Raw genomic sequence first — 26126 nt, 5'->3', positions numbered from 1 at the left:
GGCATCAAGCGGCTTGTGTAGATTGCCAACCCGAAATCAGGCCATGCAGCGCATCGCGGTTATCGCTGCACTTGATACGATCGCGCAGGCTGGCGTCGCTGAGCAGTTCGGCAATTTCGGACAGGATCTCAAGGTGCTTCTGGGTTGCAGCCTCGGGCACCAGCAAGAAAATCAACAGCTGAACCGGTTGCTCGTCCGGCGCATCAAAGCCAATGGGCTGCAAGAGCTGGAATACGGCAGCCATGGGCGCTTTCAAGCCCTTGATGCGGCCATGCGGAATCGCCACGCCGTGACCGAGCCCGGTCGAACCCAAGCGTTCACGTGCAAAAAGGCTATCAGTGACCAGCGCACGCGACAAACCATGCAGGCTTTCAAAAAGCAAACCCGCTTCTTCAAACGCACGTTTCTTGCTGGTGACCTCAACGGACACCAGAACTTGGTCGACAGGCAGGATGGATGCAAGACGATTCATGATCGGGCGCATTATGCACCCGGGAAACCCTTATGCATCTTGAGACAGATTAATGAATACTTTTATTTTCTTCGGTTAACAAAAAACCGCCCGAAGGCGGTTATTCAATGGGGTCAAGCCGTTTACATCATGCGCTTGGGCGCATCGTGATGATGATCGGTCAATTTGTTTTTGTGTTTGACCACCTGGCGATCGAGCTTGTCCATCAACTCATCCACCGCGGCATACAGGTCTTCGTGGGCACTCTCGGCAAACAGATCGTTGCCTTTGACATGGATGTTGCATTCGGCTTTTTGCCGCTTTTCTTTCTCCTTTTGCTTTTCAACACTCAACAGCACTTTGACGTCCACCACCTGGTCAAAGTGGCGGGTGATGCGATCGAGTTTGCCCGTGACATAACTGCGCAGTGCATCGGTGACTTCAAGATGGTGTCCACTGATCGTCAGGTTCATAAGGCTGGCCTCCTGTCATGCAAGGTAATGAATGCCCGAATCGGGCGCTTAACGCATCGCGTTGAGTTCACTATGCGCCGGCTGGAAATGAAAAGCAAGGCGGCTCAAGGTAAACCCCGAATCGCCGCGGTTTTGCATGGGCAACTGAACAAAGCCGTGTTAACGTCGAAAAGATCAGGTTCGGTGCGGGGCTTCATGCACATGAACTCTGGCAGCCATCCAGATGGTAGACAAGCTGACCATCACGCCCACAACGCCCGCGACCCAATAATGGGTCAGATGCCCTTGTGCGTCACGCCCAATGATCAAGCCCCCAGCGATGGCCGCCAGCCCCATGGCTGCTGACTGCACCGAAGCGTTGAGCGTCATGAATGTGCCGCGTAAATGGGGCACCGAGGCCGAGCTGATCAAGGCCATGCCCGGAATCATGCGTCCACTCATCGCGATGAACAAGCAGGTCGAAATCACCACCAGGGCCCACACCGGCAACCCCGCTGACACCGTGGTCAACAGCAACGGAACGCACACCACGGCAGCCAGTCGCCTGAAGGTCTGCGCCTTGCCCAAACGATCGGTCAAGTGCCCAAAGTAGCGTGCCGACACCAGCGTGCCCGCACCACCCACAAGATAAATCCACGGGATTTGCTCTGGGCGCATGCCCGCGTTGGACTGCAGGTAAATGGTGATGTAGGGAATGACCGTAAAGCCCGCAAACATCATCAACCCGGACAAAGCAAAGGCCTTGAGGTGATTGGCATCCGCCAGCACCCGCCCAAGCCCGACCCAGGCTGAGGTGCGGTGTGGGTGATGCAAGTGACCATCGATCACCGGCAGGGTCCGCTGAGCCACGACAATCAAGCCGAGCACGAGCAGAGCAATCGCAAAAAAGGGCACATGCCAGCTCCAGTGCGCCGCCAAAAACAGACCCAGCGGCACACCTGCCACCGTTGACACCGAGAACGAGGTCATGACCACCCCCATCGCCCGCCCCCGGCGTTCAAAAGGCACCAGATCCGCCACAATGGTCTGGGACAAGGCCGACAGCACGCCACCAAATACACCGGCAGCCACCCGCGCCAGCATCAACCACGCGTAGGTTGGCGCGAGGCCACAGGCCAGCGTCGCCAGGCCAAACAAGCTGTACATAACCAGCAGCAAACGTTTCCGGTCGAACTGATCCACATACATGGCGGCTATCAGGCCTGAAGCCCCTGCCGACAACGTGTAGGCCGAGACCAAGAGACCAAACTGGGCATTGCTGATGCCCAGTAATTGGGTAAATTGCGGCCCCAACGGCATCATGATCATGAAATCCAGAATATGGGTGAACTGAACGCCAGCCAGCGTCAGCAGTACCCAGCGCTCGCGGCTGGGCGTCAGGGCCTGAGTCATGGAATATTCCTTTGAAGGGCAAGAATCTAACAGCTTGTGCGCCTGACTGCCGACACCCAGTGCAGATCACTGCCCACATACCCGACCAAAGTGCCATAATTCGTGCACTTTCCCATTTCCGGAGAATTGTCGTCATGGACAGCTACCCTAGTCGGTAGCTTTCGGATGAACTGAGCATCTGCCCTTCGTCTGAAAGCTACGCCCCACCCAGCCCCTTTTGGACCTTTGGCAACTGGCCTGCGCAGGAGACGCCATGCTCAATATCTTTACCCTCGTCAACGGACGCCTCTTTCAGGAAGAAATCGAATCCCTGGAAGAGCTCTCACGCTTTCAGCCGATCTGGGTGGACCTGGAGTCCCCCACGGTGGAAGAAAAGCGCTGGATCAAACAGTACTACGGCCTGTCCATCCCCGAAGACGCGATGGACGAGGACATCGAAGAGTCCGCCCGTTTCTACGAAGAAGACAACGGCGAGCTGCACATTCGCTCTGACTTTTTGATCGCGGACGAGTTCGAACCCACCACCGTACGTTGCGCTTTCATCCTGAACCAACACAACACCAACTTGCGCAGCCAGGGCGTGTTGTTCTCGATCCACGACGAGGACATTCCGGTGTTTCGCCTGCTGCGCATGCGCGCCCGTCGCGCCCCCGGCCTGATCGAAGACGCCAAGGAAGTGCTGCTCAAACTGTTTGATGCTGACGCCGAATACTCTGCCGACACGCTCGAAGGCATCTACGATCACCTGGAAAAGGCTGGCAAACAAGTGCTCTCGGGTGATGTGACCGACGCTCTGGCTGGTGAGGTGCTGGGCGCCATTGCCCGCCAGGAAGACTTGAACGGCCGCATCCGCCGCAACGCCATGGACACGCGCCGCGCTGTCAGCTTCATGATGCGCTCCAAAATGCTCAATGCCGAGCAATTTGAAGAAGCCCGCCAAATCCTGCGCGACATCGACTCGCTGGACTCCCACACCGCCTTCCTGTTCGACAAGATCAACTTCCTGATGGATGCCACCGTCGGTTTCATCAACATCAACCAGAACAAGATCATCAAGATCTTCTCGGTGGCCAGCGTGGCTTTGCTGCCACCGACCTTGATCGCCAGCATCTACGGCATGAACTTCAAGTTCATGCCCGAGCTGGACTGGAGCCTGGGCTATCCCTACGCGCTGGGCCTGATGCTGGCCAGTGCCTTGGGGCCCATGTGGTACTTCCGCCGTCGCGGCTGGCTCAAGTAAGCTGTCGCAACCACTGCGACAGCACAGCCACACTGTAGTGGCTGGCCACCTCGGTCACAAAGCGACCAAAGTCAGTGTGCGCATCGTCATCGGCTCGGTCCGAGATGGTACGTAGCGCTGCGAACGGCACGCCGTAATCAAAGCACACTTGCGCGACTGCAGCGCCCTCCATCTCCACGGCCAGAGCTTGCGGCAAGGCCTGCTGCAGGGCGCGGCACTCGGCCGAACTGCTCACGAAACGATCTCCTGTTGTCACCAAGCCCTGGTGGCATTGAGCACGCTGCAGCGCAAACGCCTGCACACTTTGCGCCTGCACGTGCCGGCCCACATCTGCCAGAACATCACGGGCTGCATGCGCAAGCTGAGAAGACAATGCCACATCCGTTTCGAACACCGTGCGGCCATAAAGTGGCACCTCATGCCGTGCAAACAAGGGCGAGGCATCCATGTCATGCTGTACAAAACCATTGGCCACGACCACATCGCCCACACGCACTTCCTGGCCAATGCCGCCGGCCACACCGGTAAAAACAATTTGATTGACCCCGAAGCGCTCAATCAGAGCAGTCGCCGTGGTCGCGGCCGCCACTTTGCCCACACGGGAAAGCACTGCCACCACCTCCTGTCCCTGCCAGCGTCCGCACCAGAAAGTGCGTCCGGCCACTTGCTGTCGCCGCTCATCGGGCATCGCCTCAAGCATGCCTGCCAGCTCTTCGTGCAGGGCACCCATGATGCCAATCACCATTCGTGTTCTCCAGACAAGATAAAGGCGACCCGCAGGTCGCCTTGGCAAGTGTAGAACAGCCCAGGATCAGCTGGCACTGCGCAACTCACGACGCAGGATCTTGCCCACGGGTGTTTTGGGCAGTTCATTGCGAAACTCCACAATGCGCGGCTGCTTGTAGGCCGTGAGGTTTTCCTTGCAATGCGCCAGCACCGCCCCTTCAGTCAAGGCGGGATCCTTTCGCACCACCACCAGCTTCACGGCCTCGCCCATGCGTTCGTCAGGCACGCCAACAGCGGCACACTCCAACACACCGGGGCACGAAGACACCACATCCTCGACCTCATTGGGATAAACATTGAAACCGCTGACCAAAATCATATCCTTTTTACGGTCCACGATCTTGAAAAAGCCGTTCTCGTCCAACGTGCCAATATCGCCTGACTTGAAGTAGCCATCAGAGGTCATCACGCGGGCAGTCTCGTCGGGACGCTGCCAGTACCCCGCCATGACTTGCGGACCTTTGATGACGATTTCACCCGCCTGTCCGACTTGTGTGATGTCATTTCCCGCATCGTCGATCAGCTTCATCCAGGTGCTTGGAATGGGAACACCAATCGTGCCTGTGAACGAAGTGTTGGTCGGCACATTGCAGCACGCCGAAGGACTGGTCTCTGATAGACCATAGCCCTCGGTGATGGGGCAGCCAGTCTTCTCCAGCCACAGCTTGGCCACACTGTGTGTCACAGCCATACCACCGCCCAGTGATATCTTCAGGTTGGACCAATTGACCTTGTCGAAGTCCGGATGGTTGGCCAGCCCGTTGAACAGCGTGTTGACCGCCGGGAAGCTATGGAAGGTGTGCTTGGACAATTCCTTGAGCACCGCAGGAAAATCGCGCGGGTTCGGAATCAGGATGTTCTTCCCGCCCACCCGCATGAACAGCATCATGTTCACCGTGAAGGCAAAGATGTGATAGAGCGGCAAAGCGCACACAGCTGTAGGCTGCTCATGGACCGGCACCTTTTTCATGACCGGATCATTCCAGGCTTCGGACTGCAGCACATTGGCAATCACATTGCGATGCAAAAGCACCGCACCTTTGGACACTCCGGTGGTGCCGCCGGTGTACTGAAGAACCGCAATGTCATCCGGCCCGATGTCAGGCTTGTCCAGATTCAATTTGGCGCCCTGAGCCAGCGCATCGTTGTATCGCACGGCACCGGGCAACTCAAACGCCGGCACCAGCGCCTTGACCTTGCGCACCACATGGTTGACCAATGCGCCCTTGAGCATACCCAAACGATCGCCCATGGCGGCCAGAACCACGTGCTCCACACCTGTTTGCGCAATGCACTTTTGCAGCGTCGCAGCAAAGTTCTCAATGATGATGATGGCGCGTGCACCCGAGTCCTTGAGCTGATGCTCCAACTCACGCGCGGTGTAGAGCGGGTTGACGTTCACCACCACCATACCCGCACGCAAAATGGCTGCCACGACCACCGGGTACTGCGGCACATTGGGCATCATGACCGCAACACGATCCCCCCGTTGCAGGCCCAAGGACTGCAGGTAGGCAGCCATGGCCCGGCTCTCTTGATCGGTCTGCGCGAAGGTGACCGATTTGCCCATAAAGCTGTAGGCCGTCCGGTCTGAATATCGCTCGAAACTCTCTTCCATCAAGCCCACCAGCGAGCGGTACTGGTCCGGATTGATGTAAGCAGGAACGCCTTCGGGATAATTCTTGAGCCAGGTACGTTCTTGGGTCATAGCAGAGTCTCCTTGATGGTCGCCAGTCTATCTCAAGACTGACAGATTTCTGACGCCAGAAAATCCGGGTTTACACTGAAATCGGGACACCTTTGTACCTACAAAAAAGGCCCAGCTAATGCTGGGCCAAAACTCTTTGGAAAATACGGGAAAAGCTTAGAAAGCGTACTTCACGCCAACTTCAACTGCATCGTCTTTTTTGTTGGTCTTATCCAGGCGACTGATGTCCAGATAAGCGGTCATGTTTTTATAGACCTCATAGCCAAAGCCCAGGCCGAACTCGTTGCGGCTGGCGGCGGTGCCTGCCTTGACTTTCTGGGCAGAAACGCCCACATCAAAAGCGCCCATCTTGTGAGTAAACGCCACGCCTGTGTACTTGGTTTTAACGTCGCTGGTGCTGGTGGTCTGGGCGTGCATGCCTGTCAACTTGGAGTCGCCAAACTTGTACACCATAGCCACGCCCAGGGACTTCTTGTCCGCGTTGTCACCAGTAGTAGAGTCATCGGTCTTGTATTTGGCGATGTCGCTGTAACCAGCCGTCAGGGACAGCTGGTCAGACAGTTTGTACATCGCAGCAATGGCCATGCCCGTGTCGGTATTGGTACCGGATTTGGAGAACGTACCGTCGATAGCCAAGGTCAGGTTGCCGACTTTCTTCAGGTACTGCACATGCTTACCATCGTTAGAAGAGGCAGGCTCAGTCATGAAACCACCGGTGTCACCGTGGCCAATGCCCAATGCTTCCACCACATTGTCTTCATAGAAGCTATCGAACTGGCCCACCATGAAGGTACCCAAGTCCTTGTGTGCAAAACCCAGCTTGACGTCATCGGTCTTGACGGTGTTGTTGTCCACGATCGGGTCGTAGTCCACTTCAATTTCGCCAAATACGGTGACATCGCTGTTGAGCTTATGCGATGCCTTGATCTCGACCTGGTTCATGCCCTTGCCCAGAAAGTCTTTACCGGCCACGCCCGAGCTGTCCTTTTTGCTCAGGTGGTAAGCGCCCAGTTCAACGTTTAGTTCGAACTTGGTGTCCTTGCCAGCGCTCAGTTCACCCGCCTGTGCGGTAGCGGCCAACACGGCCAAAGCGATCATGCTCATTGACTTCTTCATGAATTACTCCTGTAGATTGAAGACAGCTGCTGCATTTGCAACTGTCTCCATTCTTGAAAGTCAATGTGACACCGAGACTGTGTCCAAATGAAGTTTATGTGACGTTGGCTCATTGCAACGTCACACCTTTTTCATATTCGGCACTCGGAGGGAATTTATTTGTGCTCCACCATCACCGGGCGAATGGTGAACACTTCGGGGCGCTTTGTATCCACACTCACATGCACCCAATGGTTGTTGGGGCTGCCAAAGGTTTGCAGCCGCGTGAAGTTCGGCAACAGGTTCAGGGGCTGATGCAGAGGCTTATCCAACTTGAAAACGTGTGTATCGCCGTGCACGAACAACACTTGACCTTTGAATTTCTGCGTTTGAGAAATGACGGTTTCCATTAGGTCTTTGTAGCCAGACTCGGCACGGTTCCAGCCTGTGGCCTTGGCTTCGTCATGCTCTTCCGTCTCGGGCAAATCAAACCCCGGATCAGCCTGCAGTGTGATAACTACGCCTTTGGCTTTCTGCGCCAGTGCCTGTTCAAACGCACCAGTGATCCAACGATTCACCGCCACGTTGCGAACAGCGTATTCGGCGTTATCCGCCTCGCAATCAGCCCAGGTTCGTGCGCTTTTTTTCGTGCAGTCTTTTTGGTCAAGCACACGGTTGTTATTACTGCCAGGGACATTGACCTGCACAAAAACGATGGCGTCTCTCGTAAAGCGTGTGTTCTCAACGAAGGGGGCATCTTGGTGCTCCAATTTCATTTTGCGTTGGCCAAAGCTAACGGGCTGCTCGAACATCACTTTGCGCAGGGTGTCCAGACGCTCCAGGTTATTCCAGCCACCATTGTTTTTTCGGTGACAGTCGGTCCACTCGTTGTCGCCAGGCACATACACCACCGGTGCCTTCATGCCATTGAACGTGTTTTTGGCCTGCGCAAAGACCTCGTTGGTACAGGCTGAGCTGCCATCTTTAATGTCACCATCAAAGATCGAGAATGCAACGTCCGACGAATCGATGCTTTGGATGACCGATTGGGTCCAAGCCGCATCCTTGTTTTTGGCGTAAGGCATATCACCCCACAAACCAAATGTGAACGTACCCGCAAACGAGGCGGTGCAAGCCATCGAAACAACAACAGCAACTGACTTCGGCATAAACATGAAGACTCCTGAATGGATAGGGAGTCGCCATTGTTCGACGTATAAATGTCAGTGGTGTGTCGCCAACCCTCTTACGCAGCACACAGCGAGTCAACAAAAAGGGGCCAAAAGGCCCCTTGATTTGGGTCGGAATGGCTCAGCCCTTCAGGGCCACCAACACCTCATCAAGCATCTTCTTGGCGTCGCCAAACAACATGCGGTTGTTTTCTTTGTAGAACAGCGGGTTGTCCACACCGGCATAACCGCTCGCCATGGAACGCTTCATCACGATGCTGGTGCGGGCCTTCCAGACTTCGAGCACCGGCATGCCGGCGATCGGGCTGGTCGGGTCGTCCTGAGCGGCGGGGTTGACGATGTCGTTGGCGCCAATCACCATGGCAACATCGGTGTCGCCAAAGTCTTCGTTGATCTCGTCCATCTCCAGCACGATGTCGTACGGCACCTTGGCCTCGGCCAACAGCACGTTCATGTGGCCTGGCATGCGGCCGGCCACCGGGTGGATACCAAAGCGCACGGTCACGCCCTTGTCGCGCAAGGTTTTGACGATCTCGTTGACGGTGTGCTGCGCTTGGGCCACCGCCATGCCGTAGCCCGGGACGATGATCACGCTCTTGGCTTCACGCAGGAGCTCGGCGGTGTCAAGAGCGCTGACAGGCACCACTTCGCCTTGCGGCTCAGCAGCAGCGCCATCGGCCTTGGGTGCGGCAGGCGCGCCACCACCAAAACCACCCGCGATCACACTGATGAAATTCCGGTTCATCGCGTTGCACATGATGTAAGAGAGGATCGCACCCGAAGACCCCACGAGCGCACCCGTGACGATCAGCAGGTCATTGCTCAGCATGAAGCCGGTGGCCGCAGCAGCCCAGCCCGAGTAGCTGTTGAGCATGGACACCACCACCGGCATGTCAGCACCACCAATGGCCATCACCATGTGGATACCGAACAGCAGTGCAATCACCGTCATCACCAGCAAGGCGGGCATGCCGCTTTGCACATCGTGCGCATTGACAAATTCACGGCCAAAGTAAATGACGACCAGCAGAGCCAGCAGGTTGAGCCAATGGCGAGCCGGCAACAGCAGCGGCTTTCCACCGATCTTGCCGTTGAGCTTGCCAAAGGCGATCAGCGAGCCCGAGAAAGTGACCGCGCCGATCAGGATGCCGACGTAAATCTCGACTTCGTGGATCACTTTTTCAGCGCCGGTGAACTGGACCGAGGTGTCCACATAGCTGGCAAAGCCCACCAAGCAGGCGGCCAGACCGACCAGGCTGTGCATGAGCGCGACCAGCTCGGGCATCTGGGTCATCTTGACGGTTTTAGCCGCGTACACACCAATACCACCGCCAACGACCAAGGCCGCAATGATCCAGGGAACCCCTGCAGCGGCCACCCGTGGGCCGACAATGGTGGCAATGACGGCCAGCGTCATGCCAATGACACCATACAGATTGCCGCGGCGCGAGGTTTCCGGGTTGGACAAGCCCCCCAGGCTGAGGATGAAGAGAATGGCAGCGCCGAGGTAGGCGACTGTGGCCAGGCTTGAAGTCATGAGCGTCTCTTTTCTTTCTTATTTTCTAAACATATCCAGCATGCGGCGGGTCACTGCGAAGCCACCGAACATGTTGATGGCTGTGAGCACGATGCCAGCAAAGGCCAGCCACTGGATCAGCCCGTCAGGACGACCGTTGGTGCCCGCTTCGGGGGGCAGGATCTGCACCAGTGCACCGATGACGATGATGCTGGAGATGGCGTTGGTCACGCTCATGAGCGGTGTGTGCAGCGCCGGCGTCACATTCCACACAACCATATAGCCAATGAAACAAGCCAGTACAAACACGGTGAAGTGCCCCAGGAAAGCCGCAGGCGCAAATGCCCCCATGGTCCAGAACACCACGGCGCCGATTCCGAACACCACAGCCAGCGTCTTGAGGGACATAGGACCACTGCTGCCGTGTCCATGACCACCCTTTTTCTCGGCCACCGCAGCAGCAGGCTTGGCGGCCGGTTTCGGTGCCGGCGCAGCCAGTGGCGGCGCGGGCCAGGTGATCTCACCGTCCTTGATGACCGTCAGGCCCCGGATCGCGTCATCTTCCATGTTGACGTTGATGACGCCGTCCTTGGTCTTGCACAGCTCCTCCGTCAAACGGAACAGGTTGGTGCCGTACAGGGTGGACGACTGACGTGCCATGCGCGAGGCCAGGTCGGTGTAGCCGACGATGGTCACGCCGTGCTTCACGACCGCCTTGCCGGGTTCGGTCAGTTCGCAGTTGCCGCCTTGCTCGGCAGCCATGTCCACGATCACGCTGCCGGGCTTCATGGACTGCACCATCTCGGCGGTGATCAGGCGCGGCGCAGGCTTGCCGGGGATCAGCGCGGTGGTGATGATGATGTCGCACTCTTTGGCCTGCTGCGCGTACATGGCGCGCTGCGCGGCCTGGAAGCCTTCGCTCATGACCTTGGCGTAACCGCCGCCGCCCGAGCCTTCCTCTTCGTAATCAACCTTGACGAACTCACCACCGAGCGACACCACTTGGTCGGCCACTTCGGCGCGGGTGTCGTTAGCGCGCACGATGGCGCCCAGGCTGGCGGCCGCGCCGATGGCGGCAAGCCCCGCCACGCCAGCACCGGCAATGAAGACCTTGGCCGGGGGCACCTTGCCCGCGGCCGTGATCTGGCCGTTGAAGAAACGGCCAAAGGCGTTGGCCGCTTCAACGACCGCGCGGTAACCGCTCACACCGGCCATGGAGGTCAGCGCATCCATTTTTTGCGCGCGGCTGAGGGTACGAGGCAGCGCGTCAATGGCCAGCACAGTGACTTTTTGAGCAGCCAGCTGCTGCATCAACTCAGGGTTCTGGGCCGGCCAGACAAAACCAATCAAGGTCTGACCAGGGCGCATTTGCCCCACTTCTTCGGACGTAGGCGGCCGCACCTTGAAGACGATGTCACAGCCACTCCAAAGCGCAGCCGCATCAGCAGCAATACTGGCGCCAACGTCGACATAAGCCGCATCAGACAGATCAGCCAATTCACCGGCACCTTTTTCAATCACCACCTCAAAGCCGAGCTTGACCAGCTTGGTCACGACATCGGGAACAGTGGCTACCCGTTTTTCACCGGGGAATATCTCGCGCGGAACGCCAATGCGCATGGAGCGTCTCCTGTTGTTGATAGATCGGGCCGCTTGAAGCCCTAGAACATTCAAATATAAGCGATTACAAATATATAAAAGCTTACACAGTGACTTTTTAGCAAAAATCCTTCGACTTCACACTCAGCATTTGCCCCATGCAAGGTCGATAATCGAGCCCATGGATTTGCGTTGGAAACCGAACGTCACTGTCGCCGCCATCATTGAACATGATGGCCGCTACCTTTTGGTCGAAGAACACACCGCCGATGGCCTGCGCCTGAACAACCCCGCAGGTCACCTCGACCCGGGCGAGTCGCCGATGGACGGCTGCCAACGCGAGGCGTTGGAGGAAACGGGCCACAGTTTTGAACCTCTGGCCCTGGTCGGCATCTACCTGTCCCGCTCCATCCACACCACCACCGAAGCAGACATCACCTATCTGCGTTTTGCGTTTTGCGGCACGCTGGGCGAACACGATCCAACACGCGAGCTGGACACCGGCATCGTGCGCACCGTCTGGATGACCCCGCAGGAAGTGCGCGAAAGCACGGCTCGCCACCGTAGCCCACTGGTATTGCAGTGCATAGAAGACCACCTACGTGGCCAGCGCTTCCCCTTGTCCCTGATTCACACCGACCCCTCGGTCAACCAGATCGCATGAACGCTGACTTGATTCAATGGGTTGTCACCGGTGCGGCCGCACTGGGCGCCGGCGTGCTCAATGCCATTGCTGGCGGCGGCAGTTTCCTGACCTTTCCAGCCTTGGTGTTTGCCGGCGTGCCGGTTTTGCAGGCCAACGCCACCAGCGCCATGGCCGTGAGCCCGGGCTACCTGGGCAGCGTGCTGGGCTTCAAGGAAGAAATCCGTAGCCTGCCCCGGCGCGACGTCTGGACAGGCGTCATCATTTCCGGCTTGGGCGGCCTGATTGGCGCGGCCTTGCTGATGCTCACTCCTGCCAAACTGTTTTCAGGGCTGGTGCCTTGGTTGCTGCTGGTAGCGACAGCCTTGTTCTGGATCGGCCCATCCATTGCCCGGTTCAGCCAAAACAGTCAGCTCGAGCGTGCCCGCATTCCAGGCTTGCTCTTGGTGTCAATTTATGGTGGTTACTTCAACGGCGGATTGGGCATTTTGCTGATGGCGCTGTATACCCTGACCGGCCTGCACCACTTGCACACCGTCAATGCACTCAAAAACCTCAACTCCTTTGTGCTGTCCTTGCTGTCGGTGGCCGCCTTTGCCTTGGCTGGCGCCATTGTCTGGCCACAGGCCATCTGGATGATGGTTCTGGCCACGATCGGCGGCTGGCTAGGAGCACGCTGGGCCAAGCGCTTGCCAATGGCTTATGTTCGGGCACTGGTGCTGCTGACCGGCGTGGTGATGACGGTGGTGTTTTTCGTTCGCCAATAAAAGCTTACTGAAACGGCACCACTTGACCTGCCGCCACTTGGTCCAGGCGCTCTTTTTCGGCCATGACCTTGGCAACATAGCCGCCATCTTCGGCCAAGTCATAACCGCCCAGGTAAAACTTCAGCCCCTCTGCCAATGAGCCGCCCTTGAGGCGAATCATCTCCTGGAGCACCGCCACACCCACCCGCATGTTGATGACCGGGTCAAACGCAGCCATACGTCCACCGTACTGGCGGTATTTTTCTTCATGGATGTTGGTCATGACCTGCATCAGCCCCTGCGCCCCCACATGGCTCTGCACATAGGGATGGAAATTGGACTCGATGGCCGCAACCGCCAAAATCAGGTTAGGCGAAAGCTTGGATGACTTGCCCAGCACCTGGGCCTCGGCCACCAGGGCCGCAAGGGGCTCAGGCGCCACGCGGTATTTGTTGGCCAGCCATTGCGCCACCGCAGCCTGATCCTTGGGCAGATCCTTGAGCTCCACCGCTACAGCTCGTTCGGCCGTGTTCTGCGGCAACCAGGACACCAGCACTTCTTTGTTGCGTAGCCACTGCAGGCCTTGCTCCTGCACGGTGTCCCAGAGCCCGGGGCGGATCAGCAGCGTCAAGGCCAGCACGCTCACCCCCACCCCCAGCATCGCCAGCGAGCTGTGTGAGATGATGAAAAATCCCCGGCCCACATCCTTGAGCATGACGCGCAGGTGTTGGCACCAGGTGCATGAAGCCGTCATGGGGTCCTTTCCGGGCAGGGCTTGATTATAAATTTCGCCCCAGACCAACAAGGCGCGAGCGGGGATAATCCCTGCATGTCCAGCAAAACCCGTGTCGTCGTCGGTCTGTCCGGCGGCGTTGATTCCGCCGTTAGCGCCCACCTGCTCAAGCAGCAGGGCTACGAGGTCGTGGGCATCTTCATGAAGAACTGGGAAGATGACGACGACAGCGAATACTGCTCCTCCAACATCGATTTTGTCGATGCCGCCGCCGTGGCCGACGTGATCGGCATCGAGATCGAGCACGTCAACTTCGCGGCCGACTACAAGGACCGTGTGTTCTCCGAATTCGTGCGCGAATACCAAGCCGGGCGCACGCCCAACCCCGACATCCTGTGCAACGCTGAAATCAAGTTCAAGTCTTTTCTGGACCACGCCATGCGGCTGGGTGCGGAAAAGATCGCCACCGGCCACTATGCGCGGGTACGACTGAACGAATCCAGCGGTCGCCACGAACTGCTCAAAGGCCTGGACCCTTCCAAGGACCAGAGCTACTTTTTGCACCGCCTGAACCAGGCCCAGCTGAGCAAAACGCTGTTCCCGGTGGGCGAGCTGCACAAGACCGAGGTGCGCCGCATCGCCGAGGAGATTGGCCTGCCCAACGCGAAGAAAAAGGATTCGACTGGTATCTGCTTCATTGGCGAGCGGCCATTCCGCGAATTTCTGAACCGCTACATCAGCAAGGAACCCGGCCCGATCAAGGACCCCACCGGCCGCACGATTGGCAAACATGTGGGCCTGAGCTTTTATACCCTGGGCCAGCGTCAAGGCTTGGGCATTGGCGGCATCAAAGCCAAAGGGGCACAAAAAGGGCAAGGCGAGCACGAGCCCTGGTTTGTAGCCCGCAAGGACATTGAAAAGAACACCCTTTGGGTGGTGCAAGGTCACGACCACCCCTGGCTGCTCTCGCAAGGCCTGCTGGCGCTTGATGCCAGCTGGTGTGCAGGCGAGCCGCCCACACCGGGCACCTACGCCGCCAAAACCCGCTACCGTCAGAACGACGCCCCTTGCACCCTGAGTGCAGCTGCCAATGGCCAGACCGCACCCGGCTTTGGTCTGCACTTTCCCGAGCCGCAATGGGCCGTGACACCGGGCCAAAGCGCCGTGCTGTACGACGGCGACGTCTGCCTGGGTGGCGGCGTGATCGATGCTGCTATTGCGATGGCCCACTGAGTTTTGCAAGGAGCCTGTTCATGAAAATCGCCGCCATCCAGATGGTTTCCGGCCAGGACGCAGCCGCCAACCTGGCGCAGGCCCTGGAGTTGATTGCACAGGCCGCCCAAGCGGGTGCCGAACTGGTCGGTCTGCCCGAATATTTCTGCCTGATTGGCCAGCACGACGGCGACAAACTCGCCATTCAGGAGCCGCTGGGTCACGGCCCACTGCAAGACGCCCTGAGCGCCGCCGCCAAACAGCACGGCATCTGGCTGGCGGGCGGCACCTTGCCGATTTCCGCCAGCACCCCCGACCATGTGTTCAACACCACCCTGGTCTGGAACCCGCAGGGCCTGCAGGTGGCGCGTTACGACAAGATCCACCTCTTTGCCTTTGACAACGGACGTGAAAACTATGACGAGTCCCGCGTGCTCGAAGCCGGGCGCACGCCCACCGTGTTCGAGCTGCCCTCGCGCGATGGCCACACGTGGCGCGTAGCCTTGTCAGTCTGCTACGACATGCGCTTTCCGGAGCTGTACCGCAAGCTACAGCCGGACTTGATCATGGCGCCCAGCGCCTTCACCCACACCACCGGCCAGGCCCATTGGGAGGTGCTGCTGCGCGCCCGCGCCATCGAAAACTTGGCCTACCTCATGGCCCCGGCTCAAGGCGGACTGCACCCCAGCGGCCGCCGCACCTGGGGCCAGACCCTGGCCATCGACCCCTGGGGCGTGGTGCTCGCCCAGCAGGCCGAAAGCCCCGGCGTGGTGCTGGCCGACTGCGACTGGCAAAGGGTGCAGCAAGTGCGCGAGCAACTGCCTGCGCTCAGGCATCGGGTGTTTTAAGGTGCGGGGCAGTTGAATCTGCCACCTAAGTGGTCAAGGCCTTGGCATGTAACCTTCAGCCCGAGGGTCTGTTTCAATGACGGAACGATGGTCTGCGCTTATCCATGAACGAGGCTAGACCCTCTTTGAAATCGTCTTCACGAAAGCATTCGTGAAATGCTTGCATTTCCTCGACGAGGCCGCGATCCAGAGGCAGGTCATCGCTATTTCGAACGCAGGCCTTGATGCGCTGAGCCACCGGAGCAGAAAAGCTGGCGATTTTCTCGGCAATTTTCATCGCCTCGGCCTGAAGCTCTACGTCATCGACCACGCGAGAAACAAGGCCTGCCTGCAAAGCCACATCCGCCGTGAGCGATCTCGCGGTCAGCAACATGTCCAGGCTCAGCGCCTTGCCGATGGCCCGGGTGAGCCGTTGCGTGCCACCTGCACCCGGCATGGCAGCCAGTGTAATTTCGGGATGGCCAAATTTTGCAGACTTGCCGGCCACCACTACATCGCACATTTCTACGAGCTCGCAGCCACCGCCTAAAGCCATACCGTTCACCGCCACCACAATTGGTTTGCGCGCGCGTGCTAGGTAAGACACGCAGCCCGCAAACGCCTGCTCCCGGACTTGCTCTGGCGTCAGTTGTGACATCTCTGAGATGTCGGCACCAGCACAAAAGTGCTTTGCTGCCGAGGAAATCAAGACCGCTTTGACCCTGGAATCTTCATCGCAGGCTTTCACCGCATCATCGATTTCTTTGCAAAGCTCAATGCTCAGCGCATTGAGCGTGGCTGTGTTGCAAAGCTGCAAGTGCGCGACATGTGTCTCAAGGTGAAGATTCAGGTTGATGCTCATGATGTGACAAATGAGAGAACTATGCTCACCCCTCGCGGTGTATCCCCGCGTGTATCCGCTGCACGATTTTCCACACCCCCCAAAGCACCAGCGGAATCGACAAACCCGCCACCATCTCGGGGTTCAGAGGCAAGCCCAGTTTGGCGAGTGCCTTGGCAGCGTACAGCACCAGGCTGACCACGTAGTAGCTGATGGCCGCAATGGACAGTCCTTCCACCGTGGACTGCAGCTTGAGCTGCATGTCCTGGCCGCGTGTGAGTTTCTCCAGCAGCTGCTGGTTTTGCGTTTCGGTCGCAATGTCCACCCGGGTGCGCAGCAAGGCGCTGGTGCGGGTGATCCGCTCTGCCAGTAAAGCCAGGCGTTGGGCTGTGGCCGCCACGGTGGCCATGGCCGGACCCAGACGGCGCTGCATGAATTCGCCCACGGTTTGCGTGCCGTGCACGGGCCGCTCGCGCAGCTCGCCCAGACGCTCGCGCACCACCGCGTCATACGCGCGGGTCGCCGAGAAGCGGTAACCGTGTTCAGCCGTGGTGCGTTCCACGCGGGCGGCCAGCGCCACCAGATCGTCCAGCAACTCTTGGTCGCTGCCCTCTTTGGCATCCAGCCGGGCGGCGATATCGGCCAATTTGTTTTCAGCCTGGGCCAGTTCTGCTGACAGCTGTTTGGCGACAGGCAAGCCGCGCAGCGCCATGAGGCGATAGGTTTCAAATTCCAGTACGCGCTGCGAAATGCGCCCTGCTCGGCCTTCGGGCGTTTTGCCGCCGGTCACCACCAGCATGCGCTCGAACCCGTCTTCCCCGATGCGGAAATGCGTGAGCAGGCAAGAGTGCGATTGCCCGCTGACCGTGTTGCCCATGTGTGAGCCAATCACCATGCCTTCGCCCAGCCAGTTCTGCGCCAGGGTCAGCATGTCCTCGTCGCCCATGCCCTCGGCCATCATGGCCATTTGAATCGCGGCCACAGTCTTGCCAGGCAAACCACGCAGCCATTCGGTGCCGGTGGCCACATGGCTGGCCAGCTCGGGCAGTGTTGCACCCCAACCCGCATGCGCAGGCAAAGGCTGGACGATGGAGTAGCGGGTGAATTCGGTGTGGCGCTCCCACTTGACGGTAAAACCGTCACACCGCAAACGCAGGAAATTGCCTTGCAATTGCTGCCAGCTCAGGTCGGCATGGCCAGGCAACCGCTGCAATTGCGCCAGCTCCTGCTCACGCGTGATCCCTTCGTTGAGCAAGGCCACATAGGTGATGAGTGCCGGCAAACGCACACGCGCTGACGGACGGGCATGCACCTCGTTGTGCAGCACGCGGCGCTGCGCATCGTCAGCAGGCAAAAAGCGGGAGTCGATCTCGTTCATGCGCTCATTCTCCCACTGCAGGGCTTACTTCAAGCGTGCACCGGTGCTGTCAAACACCTGGGTTTCGATCGCAATGCCCTGGCCCACGCTTTGGGTCACGGTGCAGTACTGTTCAAAGCTCTCCAGCACACGGTCCAGATGCTCCAACCCTGCGCTGGGCACGCCCAGCGTCAAGGTGGCCGTGATCTTGAGAACGCGCAGGCGGTTGTCTGCATTGCGCCCCACTTCAGCCTGCACTTTGCAATGGATGGGTTCGGGCGCCTGCTTGAACTTGCGCAAAGCAAACAGCAAAGAATCCGACAAGCAGTTACCCACCGCCGCACACAACAGCTGCACGGGAGACGGCCCCAAGCCAGTACCCAGCGGTGCCGGCTCGTCTGTGGTCACCACCGGCATATCGCCGCCGAAGTGCACATCAAAACGATAGTCGTGCTGCTGCACGAGTTCAATTTGAATGGTTTTGTCGCTCATCGGTTTTCCTTGCAGATTCAGGGTTTGGGGGCAGGCCCGGGCTCGGGCTGCAACAAGTCGCCACTGCGCAAGCCCCAGAAGGTCCAGCGCACCAAGGCGGTGATGACCACACTGGCCAGCACCAAAGCCACCAGCCCCACCCACTGCGGCAGCCAACTCGCCTGCCCCACGCGCAAGCTCAGCGAAGCGAATGCGGCCAAGGGGAACGACAGGCTCCACATGCCCATGCCAAAGGGCTGGTCAAAGCACTTGGGCAGCTGGGACATGGCCCACAGCACAAAGCCCAGCGCCAGCACCCAGCACAACATGGCAGGCACCGCACCGGCCTGCCAGATGATCAGGTCAGCGCCAATCACCGAAGGCGGTGCAATCAACACAAATACGCTCGGACGCAGGCGGTCGGGCCACCAGCCCAGGCGTTGCACTCGCAGCACCAGCAACACCAGCACGACGGGCCACAGCGCAATGCCCAGCATGGCCTGTGCCCAAGCCCAGTCGGCATGACCCAAAGCCACGCCTGCCAAAGGCAGCAGCACATTACCCACTACCGGAATCAGCAAGCCTGGCGTGACGCCGACCCAGCGCGCTGTGTGCATACGCACCCAACGCACCAGCACAGCCACCGTGAGTGCCGCCTGCGCGGCAGCACCGATTTGCCAAAGCACATTCCAATGCGGCGCCACACCTGTGAGGCTCACGCCCACAGTGGCCAGCAAGATCATCGACACCGGCACCGTGGCAATGAACACGTAGCGCACCGGATGCATCCACTTGTGATGCGCCAGATGCGGCCAGCGCAACACACGCACCACCGTCAAGCCCAGCAGCACCACAAACCACAGTGCCGCAAAAGCCCCAATCAGTTGTGACACCAGCAAGCCACTGTCACCAAACAGCGGGGCCGCTTGTCGCCAAGCCAAAGACAGGCCGGACAGACCCATGACCGGGATGAACCAGGTCAGGCCCAAATGCTCCAAAGACGCCGGAGCGCGCGGCGGCTGAGCCGCGGGCACTGCACAACTCAAGTCAACCTCTTAGCAGCAGCCGCCTGTACCGCAGGCATTGCCGTCTTTAACACCCAGCTTGCGCAGGATGACTCCCATGGGACAGAAGTTGGTCAGCCCAAACTGAAACAAGTTCAGGCCTACAAAAGCCGTAAATGCCAGAAACCACTTGTTCACAAACAAAGGGCTGCCTTCGACGCCCAGCGCCAGCGACAGCATGATGAACAGGCCAGCAAATACACGGATATAACGTTCAACAGTCATGGTTTTCTCCTTTTAATCAGCTTCAAAAAATTAAACAGTTTCGTAACGCTTGCGATAGAGCGCGTAGTACAGCACCGGAATCACCACCAGCGTGAGCATGGTGGACACCAGAATACCGAAGATGAGCGAGATGGCCAGACCGTTAAAGATCGGGTCGTCCAGAATGAAGAAGGCGCCAATCATCGCTGCCAGGCCCGTCAGCGCAATCGGCTGGGCACGCACCGCAGCAGACTGCACCACTGCGTCTTTAAAGGCCATGCCGGTCTTGACCTGGAGCTCAATAAAGTCCACCAGCAAGATGGAGTTGCGCACGATGATGCCCGCCAGCGCAATCATGCCGATCATGCTGGTCGCCGTGAACTGCGATTGCAGCAGCGCGTGGCCGGGCATCACGCCAATGATGGTGAGCGGAATCGGCGCCATGATCACTAACGGCGTGGAGTAGCTCTTGAACTGCGCCACCACCAACAGGTAAATCAGGATCAGCCCCACGCCATAGGCAGCGCCCATGTCCCGGAAGGTTTCATACGTCACCTGCCACTCGCCGTCCCATTTGAGTGCGTATTGACGGAAAGCATCACTCGGCTGGCGAATCCAGTACTCACCCAGCTCGCCGGTGTCCGGCAGGGCAGCGGCTTTCAGGTTGGGGCGGATCGCAAACAGGCCGTACAGCGGCGAATCCAGCTTACCCGCCATGTCTCCAAACACATAGCTCACAGGCTGCAGGTCCTTGGTGAACAAGGGCTTGTCAATCACACCTTTGTCCACACGCACCAGCTCCGACAGCGGCACCAGCCGACCGTTGGCTGCACGCATCGGCAAGGCCAGCAAGGCATCCAGGCCAACCTGCGCATTTTGCGGTAGCTGCAGACGCACCGGAACGGGCAGCTTGGACTGGCCATCGTGCAGATAGGCTGCATCCATGCCCGACAAGGCGCCATTGACGGTTTGCGCGATCATGGCCACCGGAATGCCCAGCGCTTCGGCGCGTTGGCGGCGCACCGTCAGGTGAGCACGCGGAGCGTCTTCCTTGAGGCTTGTGTCCACACCCACAATGTCATCGGTCTGGTCAAAGGCCTTGGCCACGCGAGCCGCCAGCGCCTGGCGGCCAGCTTCATCGGGGCCATAGATCTCGGCCACCAAGGGGCTCATCACCGGCGGGCCAGGAGGCACTTCAACCACTTTGACGCGAGCACCGTGGGCTGCACCAATTTTTTCCAGCTCGGGGCGCAGGCGCTGCGCAATCGCGTGGCTCTTGTCGCTGCGGTGGTGCTTGTCGACCAGGTTGACCTGCAAATCGCCCTGTTCGGCATCGGCACGCATGTAGTACTGGCGCACCAGCCCGTTGAAGGTGATGGGGCTGGCCGTGCCGGCGTAGCCTTGCACATCGGTCACCTCGGGTTGCTTGGCCAGGAAAGCGCCCATTTCGTGCAAGGCCGAGGCGGTGCCTTCCAGCGGGGTTCCCGCAGGCATTTCCACCACCACCTGGAACTCGCTCTTGTTGTCAAAGGGCAGCATCTTGAGCACCACCCATTGCACCAGCGTCAGCCCCACCGACAGCATGAGCGCCACCAGAATGCCCACCAGCAACATCCAACGCTTGCGGGCGCTGCTCAGGAACGGCGTGAGGACTCGTGCAAAAAAGGTTTGGAGTTTGGCGGCCAGCCCTTTGGGCTCAGCGTCGTGCGCATGGCTGTGGCCATGGTTCTTCATGAGCTTGAGCGCCAGCCAGGGCGTCACAGTAAAAGCAATGGCCAGCGACAACGCCATGCCCAGACTGGAGTTGATCGGGATCGGGCTCATGTACGGCCCCATCAGGCCACTCACAAAAGCCATGGGCAGCAAAGCGGCAATCACGGTCAAGGTTGCCAAAATGGTCGGGCCACCCACTTCATCCACCGCACCGGGAATGATTTCACGCAAAGCTTTGCCCGGAAAGAGCTGCTGATGGCGGTGAATGTTCTCCACCACCACAATCGCATCGTCCACCAAAATGCCGATCGAGAAAATCAGTGCAAACAGGCTCACGCGGTTGAGCGTGAAGCCCCACGCCCAGCTTGCAAACAGCGTGGCCGTCAAAGTCAGGATCACCGCGCCGCCCACAATCACCGCCTCGCGGCGGCCCAGGGCCAGGCCCACCAGCAAAATCACCGAGCCTGTGGCGAACGCCAGCTTCTGGATCAGCTTGTTGGCTTTTTCGGCAGCGGTCTGGCCGTAGTCGCGCGTCACACTCACATTCACACCCGCCGGGATGACGGTGTTGTGCAGCACATCGAGTTGGGCACGCGCAGCCGAGGCCACATCGACCGCGTTTTCTCCCGGCTTTTTGGTCACTGTCAGGGTCACAGCGGGATACACCTTGCCGGTGTTGTCTGCCACTTTCTCGCCCTTGGTTTCTACTTGCGATGCCGCGCCTGGCGTGAACCAGACATAACGTTGCGGCAGTTGCGGGCCGGCATCAATCCGAGCCACCTCACGCAGGAACACCGGGCGGCCATTGCTCACACCCACCACCAGGTCACCAACATCGTTCTCGGATTGGAGGAACTCACCGGTTTCCACCGTCAACATCTGACCATTGTCCGGCTGGATGACCGAACCCGAAGGCATGCCAAAGTTGGCCGCTGCGATCGTATTTTTCAGGCTGAGCAAGTCCACGCCGCGCTCGCGCAAACGTGTAGGGTCGATCCATACCTGCACCGCCCGGCCAGGCCCTCCAATGGTCTGCACTTCACGCGCACCCTTGACCTGCTTGAGCTCCATCTCCAGCGTGCGCGCCACGCGTTCGAGGTCGCCAGCAGAGGCTTCGTTGTCGTTCCACAGCGTCACTGCCAACACGGGTACATCGTCAATGCCTTTGGGCTTGACGATCGGAGCCATGGTGCCAAGGTCTCGTGGCAACCAGTCCTGGTTGGCGTTGAGCACGTCATACAAACGCACCAGTGCTTCGGTACGAGGTACGCCGACCTTGAACTGCACGGTCAAGACAGCCACACCGGGACGGGCCACTGAATAGGTGTGCTCAATGCCCTGGATTTGGCTGAGCACCTGCTCGGCTGGACGGGCCACCATGCGCTGCACACTCTCGCTGCTGGCACCCGGGAAGGGAATCAGCACGTTGGCCATGGTCACGTTGATTTGCGGCTCTTCCTCACGCGGCGTCACCAGCACGGCAAACAGGCCCAGCAGCAAAGCCACCAGCGCCAGCAAGGGCGTGATCGCATTGGACTGGAAGGCGGCAGCCAGACGCCCGGAGACGCCCATTGTGTTGTCTTGTTCTTGTTGCATGGCCGACCCTTAATTGTTGGCCGCCTGTGCGCCAGCCAGCCCGGCCTTGACAGCATCCACGGCCACCGCATCGCCAGCTTTCAAGCCCGCCAGCACTTCAACGCCAGCGGCACCATGGTCTGCGCCCAGACGTACGGCCTTGAGGGCAAAGCCATCGGCCGTGGCCACATAAACACCGGTCACCTCACCACGCTTGAGCACAGCAGCAGCAGGCACCACCATGCGCTGCGCGGCACCGGAGACAAAACGTACCCGTGACGATTGGCCAGGAATCATTTGAGCTGCCGCATCAGCGGGCACATCCAGCTTCCAGGTCATGGTCTGGCTGACAGGGTCAGCTGCGCCTACGGGTTGCTGTCCAGCAGGCTTGACCCAACGTCCGCCTTGCGCGTCAGTCACTTGCACCAACACCTGCTGGGCGGCTTTGGCATTGGTCGCCTGTGAAGCCGGCACCTGCACCACCACACGCAGAGGCTGGGGTGCGTACACCGTGGCAATGGGTGCGCCCGGCACGGCCAAGTCACCTGCTTGCGCATGGGTTTCGAACACATAGCCGTCAAACGGCGCCGTCACTTTGGTAAAGGATTGAGCCAATTGAGCTTGACGTGCACCGGCACCCGCACCTGCGCGACCAGCCTCGGCAGCCTTGAATTGGGTTTGAGCCATGTCCAGTGCCGCCTGACTCACAAAGCCTTTGGCCTGCAGCTCTTGGGTGCGCTTGTAGTTGGCCTGGGCGTTGGCAAACTCGGCATCGGCCTGCGCCAGCTGGGCGCCTGAACGCTGTACCAGGGTTTGGGTGTCGCGGTCATCAATGATGGCCAACACCTGACCAGCGCGTACACGTTCGCCTACCTTGACCAAGAGCTGCATGACCCGCCCACTGGCCTGGGCCGAAACCGTGCTGTGCTTGACCGGCTCGACCACGCCATCAATTTCGTAGCCCGCGGACACAGCCTCTGCGGCCATTTTCTTGACAGGCACTTGCGGGCCTGCCCATACAGGACTGGCCATCAGGGCGGCGGCTACAACAGCGGACAGGTACACGGTGTTCATTTTCATTGCTCGCATGGAATTTCTCCTTGGGCTGGATTCTATCTTATACCCCCTAGGGTATGCAAGCCCATACAAAAAAGCCCGTCAAGCGCTGGGTTTGACGGGCTGTCAGACGCATCAGAGCGGGTCAGAACGGGATATCGTCGTCCATGTCGTCAAAGCCACCGGGCGCTGGACGAGCAGCAGCGGGCGCGGGGCGAGCTGCGGGTGCCGCAGGACGCGCTGCCGGGGCGCTGCGCGGGGCGTCATAGCCATCGCCGCCGTCTGAAGGCGCACCCATGCCCTGGCGTCCACCCAGCATTTGCATGGTCTCGGCACGGATCTCGGTGGCGTACTTTTCAACACCATCCTTGTCGGTGTATTTGCGGGTACGCAAGCTGCCCTCAACGTAGACCTGGCTGCCTTTTTTCAGGTACTGCCCTGCGATTTCGGCCAGTTTGCCGAAAAAGCTGATGCGATGCCACTCGGTGGCCTCGCGCATTTCGCCACTTTGCTTGTCTTTGTAGCGGTCGGTGGTGGCCACATTGATGTTCGTGACGGCATCGCCCGAGGGCATGTAGCGGGTTTCGGGGTCACGCCCCAGATTACCAACGATGATGACTTTATTGACCGATGCCATGAAAACTCCTCGAATAAGCCCCGATTATGCGGGTTTTGCAGCGCCAGCGGACCGCTCGGGCAGTGCCAGCCCCCAGACCACCGCCAGCCACAGCAACAAGGCAGCGGCCGTGCTCAAAAACAGCACATGCGGGCCACCTGACTTGACCAACAAACCTCCCAGTCCCCCGCCGACAAAAAAGCCCAGCGACTGCAAGGTGTTGTACACCCCCATGGCGGCACCACGCATCTGGGTCGGCGCCATGCGCGTGACCAAACTGGGCTGGGACGCCTCCATGATGTTGAAGCCCACAAAAAACACAAACACCAACAGCCCCATGGGCCACAGGCCCGCGGCGCCCTGCACCTGCCAGAGCAGACCCATCTGCACAAGCGCCATCAGGGCAATCGCCACACGCAGCAGCTTGCCCAGATGACCACGTCGCTCCAGGGCAAACAGGCCCCCCATCAAGATGAAAGACAAGCCCACGGCAGGCAAGTAAACCTGCCAATGCATGTCCTTGGGCAAGCCCGCCTGCACCAGCAAGGCCGGTACAGCCATCCACATGGACAGCTGGACCGCATGCAACACAAACACCCCGAAGTTCAGGCGCAGCAGCCCCGGGTGTCTGAACACATCACGCAAGCCTTGGCGCTGCTGGTGGACCTGCTGCGCAGGCTCCGCCGGCACCGCACGCCATACCACCAGCACACCCACCAGGGCCAAGGTCCCGGTCAAGGCAAACAGGCCCGCCAAACCCACCCAGGCGTTGAGCACAGGCGCCGCCACCAATGACACGGCAAACATCAGCCCGATACTGGCCCCCACCAAAGCCATGGCCTTGGTACGGACCTCGTCGCGGGTCAAATCGGCCAGCAAAGCGCTGACAGCAGCCGAAATGGCGCCAGCACCCTGCAGGCTGCGCCCCCAGACCAGGGCCTCCAAAGTCGTTGCAGAGGCCGCCCAAAAGCTGCCCGCAGCAAACACCAGCAAGCCCAGCACAATGATGCGTTTGCGCCCAAAACGGTCAGAGGCCATGCCCAAAGGCAGCTGCAGCAGCGCCTGGGTCAGGCCATAAATACCCATGGCCAAGCCCAGTAGCGCCGGATCGTCCCCGCCGGGGTACTTGCGCGCCTCGAGAGCGAACACTGGCAAGACCAAAAACAGGCCCAGCATGCGCAAGGCAAAAATCGAGGCCAGCGAGGCGCTGGCGCGGCGCTCGCTGGACGTCATGGCAGTGGATGCGGCTCGTGCCAAAAAATTCCCCTGTATCAACACTTGAATGCAAGGGGTCGATTGTCCCTGATCCGGACGCACCCTGTCCAAAACACGCCCCGGCCCCGATAATGAAGGTTTTTGTCAGCTGGCCGCCAAATTGAACAAGCCTCATACCGACCCCGCTCTGCTTTCTTCCGCCGAACACGGTGCATACCTGCCTGTGGCCGCGCGGCAAAGTCATATCTGCGTGCGCGGCGCCCGGACCCACAACCTCAAAAACATCGATCTCGACATTCCGCGCAACCAGCTGGTGGTGATCACCGGGCTGTCGGGCTCGGGCAAGTCGAGTCTGGCCTTTGACACGCTGTATGCCGAAGGCCAGCGCCGCTATGTGGAGAGC

The 26126-nt window shown here is 59.4% G+C and carries 25 protein-coding genes; 6 read left to right on the top strand and 19 right to left on the bottom strand.

The genetic code is table 11. The annotated features are described in order from the left end of the window. Positions 1–4: 4 nt before the first annotated feature. The 3 genes from AAFM15_RS04555 to AAFM15_RS04545 all read right to left on the bottom strand — a co-directional run bounded on the left by AAFM15_RS04555 (position 5) and on the right by AAFM15_RS04545 (position 2316). Positions 5–472 carry a PTS sugar transporter subunit IIA gene (locus AAFM15_RS04555; protein WP_341685519.1) on the bottom strand — a complete coding sequence of 156 codons (468 nt, stop codon included), beginning with the start codon at positions 470–472 and terminating at the stop codon, positions 5–7. 122 nt (positions 473–594) lie between these two features. Beyond that, positions 595–924, bottom strand: coding sequence for a ribosome hibernation-promoting factor, HPF/YfiA family (gene hpf / locus AAFM15_RS04550; protein ID WP_341685518.1), 330 nt, complete (start codon positions 922–924; stop codon positions 595–597). A gap of 174 nt (positions 925–1098) precedes the next feature. After that, on the bottom strand, positions 1099–2316 hold the full coding sequence (locus AAFM15_RS04545) for an MFS transporter (RefSeq protein WP_341685517.1): 1218 nt from the start codon (positions 2314–2316) through the stop codon (positions 1099–1101). Between the two features lie 253 nt (positions 2317–2569). Here AAFM15_RS04545 and corA point away from each other — a divergent pair, with 253 nt between their 5' ends. After that, positions 2570–3556, top strand: a complete 987-nt coding sequence (corA, locus tag AAFM15_RS04540; protein WP_341685516.1) for a magnesium/cobalt transporter CorA — start codon at positions 2570–2572, stop codon at positions 3554–3556. On the opposite strand, the gene AAFM15_RS04535 is transcribed toward corA, so the two are convergent. The 6 genes from AAFM15_RS04535 to AAFM15_RS04510 all read right to left on the bottom strand — a co-directional run bounded on the left by AAFM15_RS04535 (position 3549) and on the right by AAFM15_RS04510 (position 11471). Continuing rightward, positions 3549–4301: a 5'-methylthioadenosine/adenosylhomocysteine nucleosidase gene (locus AAFM15_RS04535; protein WP_341685515.1), complete on the bottom strand. Its 753-nt coding sequence runs from the start codon at positions 4299–4301 to the stop codon at positions 3549–3551. The two genes, corA and AAFM15_RS04535, sit on opposite strands and share 8 nt — an antisense overlap. Before the next feature lie 66 nt (positions 4302–4367). Further along, the gene (locus AAFM15_RS04530; protein WP_341685514.1) at positions 4368–6050 is read right to left on the bottom strand and encodes a long-chain-fatty-acid--CoA ligase; all 1683 of its coding nucleotides are present in this window, start codon (positions 6048–6050) and stop codon (positions 4368–4370) included. A 156-nt stretch (positions 6051–6206) separates the two neighbouring features. Next, positions 6207–7166 (bottom strand): porin, encoded by a 960-nt coding sequence (locus AAFM15_RS04525; RefSeq protein WP_341685513.1) that lies wholly within the window; start codon positions 7164–7166, stop codon positions 6207–6209. 155 nt (positions 7167–7321) lie between these two features. Continuing rightward, positions 7322–8320 carry a hypothetical protein gene (locus AAFM15_RS04520; RefSeq protein ID WP_341685512.1) on the bottom strand — a complete coding sequence of 333 codons (999 nt, stop codon included), beginning with the start codon at positions 8318–8320 and terminating at the stop codon, positions 7322–7324. Between the two features lie 136 nt (positions 8321–8456). Further along, positions 8457–9872: a Re/Si-specific NAD(P)(+) transhydrogenase subunit beta gene (gene pntB, locus AAFM15_RS04515; RefSeq protein WP_341685511.1), complete on the bottom strand. Its 1416-nt coding sequence runs from the start codon at positions 9870–9872 to the stop codon at positions 8457–8459. 18 nt (positions 9873–9890) lie between these two features. Further along, a complete protein-coding gene (locus AAFM15_RS04510) occupies positions 9891–11471 on the bottom strand; it encodes a Re/Si-specific NAD(P)(+) transhydrogenase subunit alpha (protein ID WP_341685510.1) in 1581 nt (526 codons plus the stop codon). A gap of 160 nt (positions 11472–11631) precedes the next feature. Here AAFM15_RS04510 and AAFM15_RS04505 point away from each other — a divergent pair, with 160 nt between their 5' ends. Further along, positions 11632–12114: an NUDIX hydrolase gene (locus AAFM15_RS04505; RefSeq protein WP_341685509.1), complete on the top strand. Its 483-nt coding sequence runs from the start codon at positions 11632–11634 to the stop codon at positions 12112–12114. Further along, positions 12111–12860 carry a sulfite exporter TauE/SafE family protein gene (locus AAFM15_RS04500; RefSeq protein ID WP_341685508.1) on the top strand — a complete coding sequence of 250 codons (750 nt, stop codon included), beginning with the start codon at positions 12111–12113 and terminating at the stop codon, positions 12858–12860. The genes AAFM15_RS04505 and AAFM15_RS04500 overlap by 4 nt, the downstream gene beginning before the upstream one ends. A gap of 4 nt (positions 12861–12864) precedes the next feature. Here AAFM15_RS04500 and AAFM15_RS04495 read toward each other — a convergent pair whose 3' ends face one another. Further along, a complete protein-coding gene (locus AAFM15_RS04495; protein ID WP_341685507.1) occupies positions 12865–13593 on the bottom strand; it encodes a lytic transglycosylase domain-containing protein in 729 nt (242 codons plus the stop codon). Positions 13594–13668: 75 nt separating this feature from the next. On the opposite strand from AAFM15_RS04495, the gene mnmA reads away from it, so the two are divergent. Next, positions 13669–14805: a tRNA 2-thiouridine(34) synthase MnmA gene (gene mnmA, locus AAFM15_RS04490; protein ID WP_341685506.1), complete on the top strand. Its 1137-nt coding sequence runs from the start codon at positions 13669–13671 to the stop codon at positions 14803–14805. A 20-nt stretch (positions 14806–14825) separates the two neighbouring features. Further along, entirely contained in the window at positions 14826–15632 is an 807-nt protein-coding gene (locus tag AAFM15_RS04485; protein WP_341685505.1) for a carbon-nitrogen hydrolase family protein, read from the top strand. A 73-nt stretch (positions 15633–15705) separates the two neighbouring features. On the opposite strand, the gene AAFM15_RS04480 is transcribed toward AAFM15_RS04485, so the two are convergent. From AAFM15_RS04480 to AAFM15_RS04440, 9 genes are all read right to left on the bottom strand, one after another. Further along, positions 15706–16473, bottom strand: coding sequence for an enoyl-CoA hydratase-related protein (locus AAFM15_RS04480; RefSeq protein WP_341685504.1), 768 nt, complete (start codon positions 16471–16473; stop codon positions 15706–15708). Positions 16474–16498: 25 nt separating this feature from the next. Continuing rightward, positions 16499–17830 carry a DUF3422 domain-containing protein gene (locus AAFM15_RS04475; protein ID WP_341685503.1) on the bottom strand — a complete coding sequence of 444 codons (1332 nt, stop codon included), beginning with the start codon at positions 17828–17830 and terminating at the stop codon, positions 16499–16501. 24 nt (positions 17831–17854) lie between these two features. Then, the gene (locus AAFM15_RS04470) at positions 17855–18301 is read right to left on the bottom strand and encodes an OsmC family protein (RefSeq protein WP_341685502.1); all 447 of its coding nucleotides are present in this window, start codon (positions 18299–18301) and stop codon (positions 17855–17857) included. 17 nt (positions 18302–18318) lie between these two features. Next, entirely contained in the window at positions 18319–19326 is a 1008-nt protein-coding gene (locus AAFM15_RS04465) for a C4-dicarboxylate ABC transporter (RefSeq protein ID WP_341685501.1), read from the bottom strand. Positions 19327–19335: 9 nt separating this feature from the next. Then, positions 19336–19569 carry a DUF2892 domain-containing protein gene (locus tag AAFM15_RS04460; protein ID WP_341685500.1) on the bottom strand — a complete coding sequence of 78 codons (234 nt, stop codon included), beginning with the start codon at positions 19567–19569 and terminating at the stop codon, positions 19336–19338. 30 nt (positions 19570–19599) lie between these two features. Then, the gene (locus AAFM15_RS04455; protein WP_341685499.1) at positions 19600–22857 is read right to left on the bottom strand and encodes an efflux RND transporter permease subunit; all 3258 of its coding nucleotides are present in this window, start codon (positions 22855–22857) and stop codon (positions 19600–19602) included. Between the two features lie 9 nt (positions 22858–22866). Beyond that, on the bottom strand, positions 22867–23925 hold the full coding sequence (locus AAFM15_RS04450) for an efflux RND transporter periplasmic adaptor subunit (RefSeq protein ID WP_341685498.1): 1059 nt from the start codon (positions 23923–23925) through the stop codon (positions 22867–22869). 112 nt (positions 23926–24037) lie between these two features. Further along, on the bottom strand, positions 24038–24529 hold the full coding sequence (ssb, locus tag AAFM15_RS04445) for a single-stranded DNA-binding protein (RefSeq protein WP_341685497.1): 492 nt from the start codon (positions 24527–24529) through the stop codon (positions 24038–24040). 24 nt (positions 24530–24553) lie between these two features. Further along, positions 24554–25741 (bottom strand): MFS transporter, encoded by a 1188-nt coding sequence (locus AAFM15_RS04440; protein WP_341685583.1) that lies wholly within the window; start codon positions 25739–25741, stop codon positions 24554–24556. 142 nt (positions 25742–25883) lie between these two features. Between AAFM15_RS04440 and AAFM15_RS04435 the strand changes: the two genes are divergently transcribed. After that, on the top strand, positions 25884–26126 hold a 243-nt coding region (locus AAFM15_RS04435; RefSeq protein ID WP_371833081.1), incomplete at its 3' end, for an ATP-binding cassette domain-containing protein.

This window comes from Limnohabitans sp., from assembly GCF_038134685.1.
Classification (GTDB): Bacteria; Pseudomonadota; Gammaproteobacteria; order Burkholderiales; family Burkholderiaceae_C; genus Limnohabitans_A.
This window is presented reverse-complemented; position numbering and strand designations above follow the sequence as displayed.